This is a genomic window from Gemella sp. 27098_8_155 (assembly GCF_041433725.1).
Classification (GTDB): domain Bacteria; phylum Bacillota; class Bacilli; order Staphylococcales; family Gemellaceae; genus Gemella; species Gemella haemolysans_D.
In genome coordinates this window covers 120,361-136,796 of the sequence record NZ_JAPWCA010000003.1, presented here as the reverse complement: position 1 = coordinate 136,796, position 16,436 = coordinate 120,361, and the positions used below count along the sequence as shown (strand labels likewise).

Below are 16,436 nucleotides of genomic sequence, written 5' to 3'. Positions count from 1 at the left end.
AAACTATACAAAAAAAGAACAGCATAGAGAGGACTATGAAATGACTGAAATACTAACATCAAATATCCAAATAGAAATATTTATGTCGGATGACAAAAAAGAAAGATACATATTAAAAAAGGTTTGGAATACAGAGAAACCAATAGCAACTATTATCACTCTTTATCCGAGTACTAGCGACCTTATTATAAATGATTCTACAACTACATTTATTACTAATAACGTATTTAAATGTGGCTTTGGCGGATTCTATAGTGTTAACCTATATTCTAAGATTTTAACGGAAAAACGGGAGTTTGGAAAGCAAGATACTAAAGTTAATGATAATTATATACTAAAATGTGCTAAAATCTCTGATAACATTATAATTGCCTGTGGCTCACTTCCTAAGACAAATAAATTAGTACAAAATAGACTAAACTCAATTATCGAATTACTAACAAAGAATAAACTAAGAAAAAAAATTCTCTTCCTTACTGATAGTAATAAACAAGATAACTTCCATCCATTAGCACCTAAAGTACGAGCAAAATGGGAGTTTATGTGATATAATTTGATTAAAATGTATGGAGGAAAATGATGAATAATAAGGAAAAAACATTTACTACAGATTGGAAATTTTTTAAAAACTATATTATTTATGTAAATGAAAGAAATACAAAAGTTGATGAAGATAAGTATGAGAAAAAATGTTACATCGGACTTTTAGATCAATCACAAAAAAGATTAGACTTGTTAAGTAATAGAATCGACAAATCATTATACACAATATATATACATAATTCATATTTAGATGTATTAGACTTAGATTTTGTAAAAAAATATGAAGAATCTAATAAATCCATATTAGATTGTGAAGACTTTACACTATATAAAAAATCGGAATTTAAAATAGAAGATAAAAGAATATCTTTCCTAGTCTATATTATGTCCTCGTTCTTTCATATAAATAATCTCCATACTAATCTAATCGCTACAGAAGATAACTTTGACTTTGTGAAAAACAAAGACTACAATATACATCAATTATATATCGATGACTTGTTTCTATATATTCTTCTAAAAGCTATACAACTAATAAGAACACCGAGTAATTTAAAGCATAATTTTATAAACGAATTAATCAAAGAATATAATCTTGCCTTAAAATACTACTGTGATAGGCTAGAAAAGCTACATTTAAAAACTACTTCTGAAAATTTTATGAACTTATTTTCTCACAATTCATATTTATTTTCCTCAATTGAAAATGTTAATGAGTCTATATTTACAAAGAATATTACTCTTGAATATGAAAATAGCATAGATGTAAAAGAATATTATTCTGATTTCACTGATATTGATATTTTATATATGTTAAGAATTGTAATTAATATCTTCAAAAATGATATCCAAATCGATAATTATAAGTCATATACATCTGGAACTTCAAAAAAAGATTTCTACTATGCTCACCTTAAGAATAAACTTGACGTAAAAGTAGATAACATAAAAAATACAATTGAAAATATACACTCCCTTCTACAAAAATATACTATTGAATATAATCCAGAAATTGACACAACAGTAATTCTGTTAAATTATTTAGAGATAATAAACTACTGCATATTTTTACTGAAGGGATTGAGATCAGAATTAAAGCGATTTATTCCTTTAATAGAGTCCGAGGACGAAGACATAATAGATAATATAAATTCATTACTTGAAACTATAAAACATAGTATCTCCTCATTAAATACATCATCTAAAATCCTGAATATCTTATTACTAACCGAAAACCCAAATTCAAGAGAAAAGCTTATCACTAAATTGGTTTCATCTATAAATGAAGTCTCTTCACATATAGATGATTTATATATAAAAACAAACCTCCTTTCCGCTGAACCCAAGTCTATAGCTGAAGCTATTAATATTGCTACTAAAAACAATAAAGAACCTATGACAACTAAAAATCTTTCTACGCTACAAGACAAAATAAAAAATAAGTTACAGCAATCACAGAACAAGACTACTACTCTACTATCATTTATCGAACTATTTAATCTAGAGCAATATTCTATTTTCGATTCACTCGTAATCATTAATCCTGAAATTGAGACCATTTATCTAGAATTAATAAACGATATAGATAAGAAATTAATAGAAACTCACCTTGGATCATTTCCATTTATAAAATCAATATTATAGATAAATACAAGTATTATTATTTAATAGTATAATACTTGTATTTATTTTTTAACATTTTATTTTCGTACTTAACATTATGTATTTTACTGTATATATTTAGTACGTTTACTCCGATGATTTGTTCTTATCAATCCCCTATACTATACATTGTAAGACGCATAAGATGCTCTTACAAAAAAATTAATAGATTACCTAGTTAACCTATTTAAGCAGTGAACTAAAATAAATAATAATTAAATTTTATGTAACAGTGCTTTTCATGTAATGGGTTATCTGGGTTACTTGGGTAACCCAAGTAACCCAAGTAACCCAGATAAAAATATAGGAAACTATCTGTACTGTTAAATTTAATATGATGGTCTCCCTCTAAAAATACTGGGTTGTATAGGAAACAAAAGTAATCTAAAAAATATATAAAAAAACCGGAGGAAATTAAAATGCCTAAAATAAATAAAGAATGTATACAAAAAACATTAAGTATACTTAGTAATAATGGAGTAGATAAAATTAATATCCGTAGTATTGGAGGAGGAAGAACAACAAATACCATCTTTTCTACAAACGAATCGGAAAATATACTAAAACATATTGAATCAATCAATAGCAAAGCTAATATTTACATTACGTTTAATTATTTCAAAATAAGTAATAAAGAAGCTATCAGTGATAATGATATTGAAAGAATTAAGTTCATTCTATTAGATATCGATCCAGAACGTCCAAGGGGGACTGCTTCTACCGATAAACAAAAAGAAGAAGCGAAAAAGGTATTTGATAACTGTCTACAGTATCTGGAAGATAATAGTATCCAATATTATTATACTTTTGATTCTGGAAATGGGTACCACGCCCTGATACCTATTGATATTGAATGCACTAAAGAGAACAGTAGAATCATTAAAGAGCTACTATACCACCTAGATAGCAAGTTTTCTTCAGAAAGAGCTCATGTAGATAAAAGTGTACATAATCCAGCTAGAATAACTAGATTATACGGTACACTTAACACCAAAGGGATACAAAATGGACCTGAATATTGTAGAATATCTAAGTTTCTATATGATAAAGCAGACGGTAATACTAATGATTTCAATAGTATAAAAAGTATAATTAGTAAAAACAAAGTTGAAGACATAGACTTTGATAATACGATGAATCATAAACCATACTTACTTGTCAAAAATCCTATGGAATGGCTATCTTCTCACAATCTAACTGTTGATAAGATAAAAGATTTAGATGGAGGTTATCTGTATAAGTTTGATAGATGTCCAATGAGAGATCATCATAATTCAGATAAAGGATACTATTTCATAGTAAGAGAAAATAACAAATGTTATTTCGGGTGCCATCACGCAAGTTGTGAGCACCAAGACATCAATACTTTTAATGAAAAATATCCTTGTCCTGAGAGTTTACTATTAAGGGAAGAATGTTATTCATCTGATCCACCTACTATAGATAGACTCTTGAACGGGGAAAAATTCAAATTTGGTAAATATATACTAAATAAAAATGGAGTTGTTAGATTAACTAAAGATGGAGAAGAGATGATTTCTTCAAATCCAATTTATGTAAAAGAAGCGGTGTTTAACGTAGATACTGAAATTTTTTACTACAATGTTGAAGTAATAGGTATCGGAAATAAGATTATTAATTTCCCATTGAATGGTAAAGAATTAAATCCTAGAGTTTTAGGTAATATACTTGCAGAACGTGGAGTTTTTGTTACTAGTGAGTATAAAATTCACCCCTACATTAGTCAACAAATACGTAACACTCCTATAAAACATATTCACAACAAAGTAGGATGGGTTGAATACGAATCACTTTCATACAACTTAATGAATAGTTTTGGAGCTATAGAAAAGAGTACATTAAATGCTAACAGCTCTTTCAAATTAGCAAATTCTGGTAGTTATGATGAAATTCTTTCACTTGTTAATGATAATGTGTTAGGTACCAATATGGAAATTGCATTAGCTATTGGTTTCACACCTATCGTAGTAGGATATCTAGCTAAAAATGATTTACCAGATATTGGTTCGCTGATGATAAATTTAATGGGTAGAAGTTCAACAGGAAAAACAACTGCTCTGCACTTTATTCAAAGCATTTATGGTCACCCTATTTCTAACATGTTAACCTTCAATACAACAGCTAATGCTTTATTAACTGAGTTGCAAGATAATTATGGTGTAGCTACAGTAATTGACGAACTTTCTAGCTCCGATATTTTTGATATGAGTCAACTAGTCTATCAGATAGCAAATGGTAAAACAAAAGGACGATTAAGTTCAAGGTCTAAACCTTTACCAAAGTTTCTGTTTAACACTACCGTGATATGTTCATCAGAGATTAGTTTTGATACTCGATTGAATGACAATCCTGGACTCAAAGTAAGGCTCATAGAAATAGACTTAGATGAACCCTGGACAAAAAATGCAGAAAGTTCAGAGAGGATAAAACGCCTAGCAAATATTAATTATGGAATCCTATCCGAAAAATTTATAGAAAATTTATTCTCTCAGGAACAGAAACATGAACTCATAAAAGAACATTTTCAAAGTTCCAAAGACAAGCTAACTAATGTTTTACCAGATTCTGAGTATAAGTCAAGAGTAGCTAATAACTATGCTATCATATTAGCAAGTGCTACACTCGTGAAAGATTTGTTGAAAATTGAATTGAACATAGAAAAAATAACTAACCTTTTTGTAAAATTGGAAAATAAAGCAATCCAAAATAGAAAAGGTATTCCATATAATATTAAAGAAAAAATCACAGAGTTTATTCATCGTAATAGTAATAGATTCTACTATGATAAAGCTAATATACGTTCAAGTGGAAAAATAGGACTTATAAAGTCTGACTCTTCTAAGGTTTATGCTGATATTTTTGTTGGAGTTTTTGAAAAATTTCTTAGACAAGAACTAAACGTTGAAGACACTAAACTCGTTATAAAAAGACTTATAGGTGAAAATATTATACTTACGAATGATAAACAACGTAACAACACTCGTCGATATATAGCAGGAAGTCGTGAAAATTGCTATCGAGTTAAAATTGCAGAGGAAGATTACCAATTGATTATCAATAACTTGGCTCCAAGCGATAATACTTTATTAGACTCATCTACAGTAAGAAGTAATTTAATAAACCCACTTCCTAACGAATCGGTTGATGACATAGAGCTATAAAAAACACCCTAACTAAAATTAAGGAGGAAAGAAAATTATGGTTACAGTAAACTATAAAGACATTATGAATCTAGGATTCCCTAGACACACAGCTCGTTCAATAATAAAACAGGCAAAAATACAATTAGTTAACAGAGGTTTAACGTTATATGCGAATAATCGCATCGGTACAGTACCAAGAGAAATTATAGAGGAAATATTGGGAATACAATTCCCTATTAAGAAGGAGGGTATATAAATGGCTACTACTAAATATCCAGGAGTTTATAAGAACGAAAAAACTGGTTATTTCTTTTACAACGTAGAATTAGGTGTAGACCAAATAACTGGTAAAAGAATTCAGAAGAAAGGAAGTCGTGACTCTCACGGCTTACCTTTCAAATCAGCTAAATCATGTCATGATATGTTGGTATCGGTAAAAGCTGAATTTAAAAAAACAAGAGGTGGTGCACATAATTATAATATGACCTATGAACAATTTATGAATAGCGTCTACCTACCATATTATAAATCATCTGTAAGTGAAAATACTTGGAATAACAGAAAGCTCATTTTCCCTATTTTTGTAAATAGATTCAAAGCTAAGAAACTACGTGAAATCAGTATTGCTGATTGTGAGAATTTTAGAATATATTTACTGAATCACAGCGGATACTCTCAAGCTTATTGTTCCCAATTATATGGTTCATTTAGAAAGTCACTAGATTATGCCGTATATAGACAATTCTTAAATGAAAACATATCAAAAAGAACTCATGCAATTCCTAAGGGGAAACACAATATACCTTACTGGACTAAATCTGAATTTGAAAAAGTCATATCAACATTTAATAAGTCAGATTACTTAGAACACCTGCACTTTACAATGCTATGGCTATACTATGTTACTGGTATTAGAGTTTCTGAAGGATTAGCATTATACTGGTCTGATATTGATTTTTCAAAGAAAACATTAAGAGTGCATCATAATTTAATTATGGACTCTAAGAAAGTTTATACTAGAAGCCTTACTCTTAAAACTGAGAATAGTAAAAGAATCATCTCATTAGATGATGATACAGTTACTATACTTAAAGATTGGAAAAATAGACAACATAAACTAACTAACAGTTCATTTGTAATGAGTTATGACGGGAGTCCACTCCATCGTTGTATCGTTGGTAGAATTATTAATAAACACTCTTCTCTAGCTAAAATACATAGAATTCAAGCTAAAGGTTTAAGGCACAGCCATGCAAGTTATCTGATAAATGAACATAATGCAGATATTCTTGTAATATCAAAAAGATTAGGTCACTCTAGTCCAGAGATAACTCTAAAACACTACTCTCATCTATGGGGGAATAATGATCGAAGTATCGCTGATATGATAACAGGAAATATCAACATTAAATTCAGTAATAAATCAAAATCTAACTTTACAGGTAATCAATATATCTCTAACGAAATAATGAAAACTCCTCTTCAAAGCACCTCTATCAAAAATGATACCCACACTATATAAAAAACAAAATAACCTTCTTACTATCCTCCAAAAAGATATAAGAAGGTTATATCTTATTATATATCATTTAGAAACAATATATAACAATTACCTAATACCAATAGTGTATTTTGACTAGAACCTGTTGCTTTTCTACTTTATTCATGCTAAAATAAAAGCATGGAAGCGAAGAGCCGTTTTTAAAGACGGTGGCTCAGTTATTTAGTTAAATTATAACCATCTTAACCTGCCAAAAAGTTTAAAGATGGTTATTTTTTATTGTCTTTTTATGGTGATATCTAAATAAAATAAACGAGTGTCTAAGTAATGTTTAGACACTCATTTTTATTATTTTGTATAATTCTATTATTCAGCGAATCCGTTTGGATGTTTACTTTGCCATCTCCAAGAATCTTCACACATACGTTTTATATCGTATTGAGCTTCCCATCCAAGTTCTTCTTTTGCTTTTGTAGCATCGGCGTAACATGCAGCGATATCTCCTGCACGACGTGGAGTTATAACATACGGTAAATCACGCCCGACAGCATCTGATGCACTTTTAATAATATCTAATACAGAATAACCAATTCCTGTTCCTAAGTTATAAATAGTTAAGCCACTACCTTTTTCTAATTTCTTAAGAGCAGAAACGTGACCGCGAGCTAAATCTACTACGTGGATGTAGTCACGTACTCCAGTACCGTCATGTGTGTCAAAATCATTACCAAAAACTTGAACTTTTTCTAGTTTACCTACAGCTACTTGCATAATGTAAGGAATTAGGTTATTTGGTACTCCTTTTGGATCTTCACCGATATCTCCGCACTCATGTGCTCCAATTGGATTAAAGTAACGAAGAAGAACAATATTCCATTCGTTGTCTGCTTTATAAACATCTTTTAAAATATCTTCAGTTATTAATTTAGTACGTCCGTATGGATTAGTTACAGATAATGGGAAATCTTCTTTAATTGGTAATGTATGAGGATCTCCGTATACTGTAGCTGATGAACTGAATATTATATTTTTACAGTTGTGTTTTTCCATAACACGGAACAAAGTAATAGTTCCAGCTATATTATTATCATAATATGCTAATGGGATTTCACAAGATTCACCAACTGCTTTTAATCCAGCGTAGTGAATAACTCCATAAATATTTCCTTCTTTTTCGAAAACTTCATTTAATTTATCTTCATCACGAACATCAACTTCATAAAATGTTACCTTTTTACCAGTAACTCGTTCAACTACTTCTAAACTCTTTTTATTTGCATTATATAAGTTATCAACGACAACTACTTCATTTCCATTGTTTAATAATTCTATACAAGTGTGTGACCCGATAAATCCAGCTCCACCTGTAACAAGTATTTTTTTAGTCATAGTATACTTCTCTCGCTAAAGCGAGTCCTTTCTATAATTTTATATATTAATTCTATAAGAACTAGAAGTAAGTGTCAATAGATATAGTGAAAATTATTACAGAAAAGGTTGAAAATAAAGAATAAGTTCCTTCATTTTCATTATTTTCCGTAATAATTTGACTTTAACATTGATTATTAGAGTAATTAAATGTCTCTGTTAATTCCCAAAGTAAATTCCAGTTCAAATAAAAAACTGGAATTTAACCTAAAACTATTTTTTAACTGAAACTTAAGTTGAGACTTCAATGATGTCATTCCCAGTATCCTAAAAAGAGCTAGATAATAAAATACTAATAGATTTCTTTATTATTTACTACAATTTTTCTAAAAAGCCTTTTGATTTCAAATGTTAATGATAATTCTTAATTTAAAATTGACCAATAACAACAGCAGTAGCTCTATCTAATGTGATTGAATCCACTGCATCTAATAATTCATTATAGTAAAAACCATCCTCTAAACCTGTTTTATCTGATAATGCGAAAACTTCAATTGTGTATCTATGATCCTTATCAGGTGGTGTTGGTCCAACAAAAATTGAATCAATTTCAGTAAAATCCATCCCCAATAGTGGACTAGAAAAACTATTTTTCCCCTGTTTAATAGAATTTTTATAGTCTAAACTATAGTTTTCAGGAATAACAACCTCATTATCCACTACCTCTATATCAGTGACAAGCCAATGAATCCATGGGAACGAACAAACTGGAATAGCATCATAGTCTATTAATGTAATAGCTACATACTTTGTTCCTTCTGGCAACTCTGTTATCTCAAACGGAAATGAACGTACTGGATTATTCTTAATAACATCACCAGGTTCTGCTTCTTTCCCAAATCGTTTAGGTAAAATATTTTCATTAAAAGGTAAGTTAATCTTCATTTTCAATCTCCTTTACAGATAAAATTAAATAATATATGAATTATATTATAAATTCAATAAACATGTCAAGGGTGAAGGAAACTTAGATATAGTAAAATTATTACGGAAAGGGTAGAAAAAAAGAATAAATTCCTTTAAACTATAAATTGCGACACTCATAGAAAGGAATTTATTCATATGAACATTATAACACAAATCTTTATCAAAAATATAGAAAAAACTTTAAAAAGATAAAATCATTGCAATTAAATTATGTTTATGATAAAATAAAAACATAGAAGAGAGAGCCGTTTTAAAGACGGTGGCTCGTTAAATAGTTAAAAAACCATCTTATCTCGCCAAAGTATAAAGATGGTTATTTTTTATTGTCTTTTTTTAATGCTAGAATACATACATTAACCACTGAAACAATCAATAGATTTATTCCAATAATCGTTTGTACAATTTCGTGAGCTGACAACCTGCTACTCCTTTCATCCAGATTTTAGTGTATGCGAGCATAGCACCATCCCCTTTCATATTGAAGTAGCCACCATCTTTATCGGAAGTTTTACACTCCCTAACTTCTCTCTCCAGTTTTGATTATATCAAATTAAACTATCATAATCAACTATTTATAAATACTAATATATCAACACTTTTTACTAAATAATTATACTTTTTATACCCTGCCATTTCCCCTGCCAATATAAAAAATAAAGTCGATACTTCCTATGATATCAACTACTCAGGATAGATTCTTCTCCTATTGAATGGGAGTAATGCGGTGTACATTTGAATTATTAGGAGTTTAACGACGACATAATTCTTAGGTACAGCGTATGCAACAAGAACTTTAATCTTAACGAACAAAGCGAGGAAAAGATTATTAGTTCTAACTGCCCATATGTTAAAATATATAGATTGAAAATTAGTTAAAACACTATGGATTGTCTCCAAAGTGTCTCCAAAAAGACCTTATCAAAAACTATTGATAAGGTCTTTTTATTAAAATCTTTGATTTCTTACCTTATCTACACTAAAATATAAATATAAAAATAGATAATCAAGAATAATACATTCAACACCAAATTTTATCAAAATAGCAACATTTCAATTTCTTGTGACTATTTGTATGATACTTATTATCTGTGTTATAATTAAATGGAATTATAATTTTGAGAGGAAAATAATATGGATTTAATAATTAAAAAAATAATAGACAAGAAAGAAAAAGAAATAATATCAAAAGAGGTTCTTTACGACCTTCCTGAATGGTTTGGTCTACCTGAAAGTACAAAAGAGTATATTGAAGATTCACAAGATAAACCGTTTTTGGCTTGCTATGCAGATAATGAAGTTGCAGGTTTTATCGTATTAAACGCAACAAGTAAGGATACTGCAGATATTTTTGTAATGGGTATAAAGAAAAAATTTCATAGAATGGGAATTGGAACAAAACTAAATACAGAATTCGAAAATATGGCAAAAAATCTTGGATATTCTTACTCACAGGTAAAAACTGTAAAAATGGGACACTACAAAGAATATGATATTACTAATGAATTCTATATCGCAATGGGATATAAAGAATTAGAATGTTTTCCTACCTTATGGGACGAATGGAATCCATGTCAAATATATATTAAATATTTAGGGGAATAATACTTCAATAATATTTTATTTATAAATAAAATATTTTAGTATCTAAAAGCTCAATGAATAAAAATAAAAGTAGTACATTTACCAAGAAACTTGATATAGTTTAATATAGTTTACTTTTAAAAACTAAATACAAGATAAATACAAATTTATACCTTGCCATTTTCCCCGCCAATATAAAAAATAAAGTCGATACTTCCTATGATACCAACTACTCAGGATAGATTCTTCCCCTATTGAATGGGAGTAGATTTTAAAAGTCAAGAGACCTTGCTATAACTGACTTTTAGAAATTATATACAGATAAAAATAAGTTAAAACGCTTTGGATTGTCTCCAAAGTGTCTCCAAAGAAACCCCACCAAAATTTTTGGTGGGGTTATCTCATATCTAAAACTTCAAATTAAATAATCTATATCTTCTACAAAAAGTGTTTACAAAGATTTTTATTAGGAATATAATTAAGTGAAGTATCATAATAGCTTCTTACACAATCAATTTAAAAAGGAGAACTACTCTATATGAATAAAAAACTTATAGCTATACTGTCTAGCATTATTGTTCTTTTATTACTTGCTAGTGGTCTTTATTATTTCTTTGGTTCTAGCAATAGTTCTATTAAGGAAGAACATACTAAATACCTAGCTCTAATTAATGATAGCCATGACTTCAAAGGAGGCCTTGCTGGATTAGAAACTTTAGACAATGATAAAGGACAAGAAGCTTTCAAAAATATTAAAACTGAAATAAAAATCGCTAAAGAATTAAAAAATGCTGATTCAAGTCTGGATAATAAAGACGTTGATGCCGCTAAAAAATCTTTAGAAAAAGTAGATTCGCTTACTACTGATAACTCTTTTGATAAAGCTATCGAGTGGTTAAAAGAAGATGTTACTAATTACGAAAAAGCTCTTAAAGAAATTAAAGAAGCTAAGTCTGATGATATCAATTCAATATTAGATAAATACAAATTTAAACACAATGCTTTAAAATCGGAATTAAGCAATAAAAATATTAAACAAACAGAGGTTAAAGATACATCCGAACAATCTGCTGAAAATAAAAACACTTCATCAAGTCTTTCTTTCGCTGAAAGAGTTGGTAAAAACTATGAATATTACGCAGATACAATAAGAAATGATGTATTAGCAAAGAGTAAACGACCAGATGGAATAGAAGCTCCGACTGATGGAATTGATGTTTCTTATAGAACATTTGATAAATACAATAATTTAATAATGCTTAATTATACTGCAAGAGATCCTCAATATAATGCCATCATTTTATTCAAACTTAATAATGACGGAACTTGTTCACTTGTCGAATATGGAAGCCTTCAACGTACTATAGCAACGTATAAAGCAATATATTAAGAATTAATCTTCATAGTTACACTCCTCTTATTGACGTGACTATGCTATTATTCTATAATTAATTATGTAGAAAATGAAAGGAGAATATTATGAAGAAAAATAATAAAACTATAATTTCAATTATTTCAGTAATCATTGCTGCTGTTATTTGTTTTATTGGATATAATTCTTATCAAAGGAAACAAGCAGAAGTTGTTTCATCTGAAAAACTAACTGCTTTACACGAACTTACAAAAAAATTTAATGACAAGAACGATAGAAATGAACGGCTTAACATACTGAAAGAAACCCTTGATGAACAGTCACAATACAACCTGAATTCTAATAAAGAACCAAAAGTTCAAGATGAGTTTAAAAATAGTATAAATACAATGCGAACTTATTTCCATAACGATTATGACAATACTATAAAAACATATACTCTTTCAGATATCACTACAGTATCCGATGAGAAAAAAATCAATGATAATAAGTCAAAATTAAATGAACTAACTAAAACAATTGAGACTGAAAAAGACTATACTTTCGAATCAGAACAACAAGCTCAAGAAAAACAAACTGAAGTAGAGAAACTTGTGAAAAAGTATGATGAGCGTATTAATGAATTAAAGAAAAAAGAAAATGATAAAAAACAACAGAAATCATCAAGTAAAAGTGAAGCAAAAACCGAGCAAACTGCTTCTACTCATTATGAAAATGATTACTTTAGTGTTGATGTGCCAGATAAATGGGCTGGAATATGGTCATTCACTGAAGTCACTGATACTAGCAATCTAGGAACACCATCTCAACCGGCAAAAATTTATTCATTTAAACATGATCCTGAAGGTAATGTTCCATTTGGTGGTGCTCAAGCAATCTATGTTTTCCCTAACGGAATTCCTAGTAAAAGTGAATCTTCACCAATGTTAAAAAAACTAAGATCAAATGTCTACTTAGCACCTGGTGCTGCTTCTGGTTTCTTCTCAACCGATGGTAAACCTGATCGAGCAACTATTAACGTTAAATAATATATTAAATAAATAATACTAAAAAAATATATTTAGATTAAATGAATGGATTCCTTCTGTATTATGCAGAAGGAGTCCATCTTATTTCTTAAATAATCGTATTATTATAACAATTAAAGACTTCAACTCCCCCCTCATATTGACTAAATATTACGATTACACTATAATTATTAAAGTAATTAATCTAAAGGAGAATTTTATGAATAAAAAAAATAACAAAACTATAATTTCTATTATTTCCATAATAGTTGTGTTAGTTATTTGTTTTTTCGGATATACTCTTTATCAAAAGAAACAAGTTGAAACAGTATCTGCTGAAAAACTAACTGCATTACATGAACTTACGAAGAAATTTAATGATGAAAATGATAGAAATAAGCGTCTGGAGTTACTAAAAGACACTCTTGATGAACAATCAAAATTCAATTTAAGTTCTAATAAAGACTCAAAAGTTCAAGATGAGTTTAAAAATAGTATAAATACAATGCGAACTTATTTCCACAATGACTATGATAATACCCTAAAGAAATATACTATTTCAGATATTAGTAGTACATCTGACAATAACAAAATTAATGACAGTAAGTCAAAATTAGATGAGTTAACAAAAATAATAGAAAAAGAAAAAGACTATACTTTCGAAACAGAAAAAGAAGCTCAAGAAAAACAAACTGAAATAGAAAAACTTGTGAAGAAATATGAAGAACGTATAACCGAATTAGGTAAAAAAGAAAAAGAGATAGAAAAAAGAAAAGAAGATTCTTCAGTGAATATTGGAGAGAAATTTGTAGAAATGACTTCTACTCATTATGAAAATGAGTACTTTATTGTAGATGTTCCAGAAAAATGGTCTGGAAAATGGTCGATTAGTAAAACTGTAGACACTAAAGATCTTGGAACACCTTCTCAACCTGCAATAACTTATGCTTTCAGTCGTGCAGGAGATAATCCTATGTTTGGTGGAGGTGGACAAACCGTCCATGTATTCCCTAACGGACTGTCAAGCAAGGCTGACAACATTAAAGAATGGACTAAACTCGGTTCAAATATTTACGTTGGAGTTGGTGCTAGTAGCGGTTTCTTTAACGAAAAAAATGAATCGTACTATAAGGATGAAATGGCTAGAATCAAAGCCAAATAACTAATATCACCTCAATCAAAATCTTGGTTGAGGTCTCTTTTTATACAAAATAAAAAAGTAGTCCTTGAAACATGGAAGTTTCAAAGACTACTAATTTTATTATCTTAAACCTTTATCGTATGGAATACCAAGTGCTTCTGGAGTAGCAGTTTTCTTAGAAAATACGATAAGTGCAATAATTGTAGCTACGAATGGGAACATGTTCCAGAATGACACCGGGATTGGTAGGTCTGGTGCTAAGATAGAAACTTTCTCAGCGAATACTTTAGTTCCTCCGAAGAATAACGAAGCTAATGTGATTGTAATTGGGTTATATTTACCGAAGATTAATGCCGCTAATGCTAAGTATCCGAATCCGTATACTGTGATAGCTGCGTTGAATCCTTGTGAGAATGTAGTTGCGATGATAGCTCCAGCTAATCCTGCTAAACATCCTGAAATAAATACCCCAATGTAACGATATTTAAATACATTTAATCCAAGTGAATCACTCGCTTGTGGGTTTTCCCCTACAGAACGTAAACGTAATCCGAATGGACGTTTATATATTACATAGTATGTTACAATTACTAAAATTACAGCTATAAATACCGTTGGATAAATAGTAAATTTACCAAATACTGTGTATCTTGGGAAACCACTTGCTAATAATAATTCATATGTACCATTAAAGTGGTTAACTAAGAATAATGCTATAGCCGGTGTAATTAAGTTAATCGCTGTACCTGAAATAACTTGGTCAGCTTTTAAGTTAATACTGATATATGCGTGAATTAATGACATTAACCCACCTGCAAGTGTTGCAACAACTAAACAAATTACTAATTGGAATAATGTTGGAGATCCATCGAACACTGATAATGCTAATAGCGATGCGATGAATGATCCAAAGATTACGAAACCATCAAGGGCAATGTTAACAACCCCACTTTTTTCTGAATAGAAACCACCAATGGCAGCTATAAGAATTGGTGCAGTATATTGTAACATTGAGTCTAATAGTGATAATACTGTATCCATCTATTTATCTCCTTTCTGTTTCTTACTACTAAATAATTTATCAAGCAACTTGTTATCAAAGATAGCTTTAGCTGCAACGAATAATACGATTAATCCGATTAAAATATTCGCGATATCTTTTGGAATACCGATGAATGATAATTGTGGAGTTAATACTCCTAAGAATCCGAATAATAATGCTCCTAATAATGATCCAACAGCTGTGTTAGCTCCGATTAATGCAACCGCGATTCCCATATATCCAAATCCTTGGAATGTTGAACCTGCTACTACTTGTCCTACAGGTCCCATATTATAAAGAGCACCACCTAACCCAGCGAAAGCTCCTGAAATAGCCATAGATAACACAGTATTTCTATTTACTTTCATACCTACGAATTTTGATGCACTCGGGTTAAATCCTACAGAACGTAATTCATAACCGAATACTGTTTTTTCCATAACGATATAGAAAATAATAACACTAAAAATAGCTAAGAATAAATCAGTTCCTAAACGATAGTTATTGAAAATACCTTCAACTAAACTATTTTGTAAATATCCTGTTCCATCAGCTGAAACGATAGGTTTAGAAATAATATCGTTAGTTCCTTTAATATATTTAGGTACAGCAAATTGTACGAAATATAAAGCTGTATAGTTTAACATAATTGTTACAACTACTTCACTAATATTGAATCTAGCTTTTAGGTAACCTGCAATAGCTGCCCAAAGACCACCTACTACAACACCAACTAGAATACTAGTAATTAATACTAAATAGAAGTTCATACCTTCCATTTTAATCGCAACAAGTCCAGCGAAAAGACCACCCATAATGAATTGACCTTCCGCCCCAATATTGAATAAACCTGTTCTAAATGCAAATGCAACAGATAATCCAGTACAAATAAGCGGAATTGTTGATACAAAAATTTCAGCTATACTGTTTGAGTCTGAAAAAATATCTCCGATTACTCCAAACACATCTCCTGGTGCTGCCCCTATCGCTGAAATAAGAATTGCTCCAATAATAAATGAAGCTAATATCGGTAGCACCGCATTAGTTAAAACTTTTTTTAACATACGT

At 29.7% G+C, this 16,436-nt stretch carries 13 protein-coding genes; 9 read left to right on the top strand and 4 right to left on the bottom strand.

What is annotated here, in order from left to right; translation table 11 throughout:
* Positions 1-40 precede the first annotated feature (40 nt).
* From O5Y44_RS02495 to O5Y44_RS02475, 5 genes are all read left to right on the top strand, one after another.
* Entirely contained in the window at positions 41-547 is a 507-nt protein-coding gene (locus O5Y44_RS02495) for a DUF1643 domain-containing protein (RefSeq protein ID WP_371465448.1), read from the top strand.
* Positions 548-579: 32 nt separating this feature from the next.
* On the top strand, positions 580-2,187 hold the full coding sequence (locus O5Y44_RS02490) for a hypothetical protein (RefSeq protein ID WP_371465447.1): 1,608 nt from the start codon (positions 580-582) through the stop codon (positions 2,185-2,187).
* A 437-nt stretch (positions 2,188-2,624) separates the two neighbouring features.
* Positions 2,625-5,387: a DUF927 domain-containing protein gene (locus O5Y44_RS02485; RefSeq protein ID WP_371465446.1), complete on the top strand. Its 2,763-nt coding sequence runs from the start codon at positions 2,625-2,627 to the stop codon at positions 5,385-5,387.
* Positions 5,388-5,424: 37 nt separating this feature from the next.
* Entirely contained in the window at positions 5,425-5,625 is a 201-nt protein-coding gene (locus tag O5Y44_RS02480; protein WP_371465445.1) for a DUF3173 family protein, read from the top strand.
* Entirely contained in the window at positions 5,626-6,891 is a 1,266-nt protein-coding gene (locus O5Y44_RS02475; protein WP_371465444.1) for a tyrosine-type recombinase/integrase, read from the top strand.
* A gap of 345 nt (positions 6,892-7,236) precedes the next feature.
* Here the strand turns inward: O5Y44_RS02475 and galE are convergent, their stop codons facing one another.
* Positions 7,237-8,259 carry a UDP-glucose 4-epimerase GalE gene (gene galE / locus O5Y44_RS02470; protein WP_271965188.1) on the bottom strand — a complete coding sequence of 341 codons (1,023 nt, stop codon included), beginning with the start codon at positions 8,257-8,259 and terminating at the stop codon, positions 7,237-7,239.
* A 408-nt stretch (positions 8,260-8,667) separates the two neighbouring features.
* A complete protein-coding gene (locus tag O5Y44_RS02465; RefSeq protein ID WP_371465442.1) occupies positions 8,668-9,183 on the bottom strand; it encodes a YbhB/YbcL family Raf kinase inhibitor-like protein in 516 nt (171 codons plus the stop codon).
* 1,173 nt (positions 9,184-10,356) lie between these two features.
* On the opposite strand from O5Y44_RS02465, the gene O5Y44_RS02460 reads away from it, so the two are divergent.
* The 4 genes from O5Y44_RS02460 (at position 10,357) to O5Y44_RS02445 (ending at position 14,347) form a co-directional block, all read left to right on the top strand.
* Entirely contained in the window at positions 10,357-10,827 is a 471-nt protein-coding gene (locus tag O5Y44_RS02460; protein ID WP_271965812.1) for a GNAT family N-acetyltransferase, read from the top strand.
* A gap of 517 nt (positions 10,828-11,344) precedes the next feature.
* On the top strand, positions 11,345-12,196 hold the full coding sequence (locus tag O5Y44_RS02455) for a hypothetical protein (protein WP_371465441.1): 852 nt from the start codon (positions 11,345-11,347) through the stop codon (positions 12,194-12,196).
* 89 nt (positions 12,197-12,285) lie between these two features.
* The gene (locus O5Y44_RS02450; protein WP_371465440.1) at positions 12,286-13,206 is read left to right on the top strand and encodes a hypothetical protein; all 921 of its coding nucleotides are present in this window, start codon (positions 12,286-12,288) and stop codon (positions 13,204-13,206) included.
* Between the two features lie 199 nt (positions 13,207-13,405).
* Entirely contained in the window at positions 13,406-14,347 is a 942-nt protein-coding gene (locus tag O5Y44_RS02445) for a hypothetical protein (RefSeq protein WP_371465439.1), read from the top strand.
* A 99-nt stretch (positions 14,348-14,446) separates the two neighbouring features.
* Here the strand turns inward: O5Y44_RS02445 and O5Y44_RS02440 are convergent, their stop codons facing one another.
* Positions 14,447-15,367, bottom strand: a complete 921-nt coding sequence (locus tag O5Y44_RS02440; protein WP_048801993.1) for an ABC transporter permease — start codon at positions 15,365-15,367, stop codon at positions 14,447-14,449.
* On the bottom strand, positions 15,368-16,432 hold the full coding sequence (locus O5Y44_RS02435; RefSeq protein WP_003147813.1) for an ABC transporter permease: 1,065 nt from the start codon (positions 16,430-16,432) through the stop codon (positions 15,368-15,370).
* Positions 16,433-16,436: the final 4 nt, after the last annotated feature.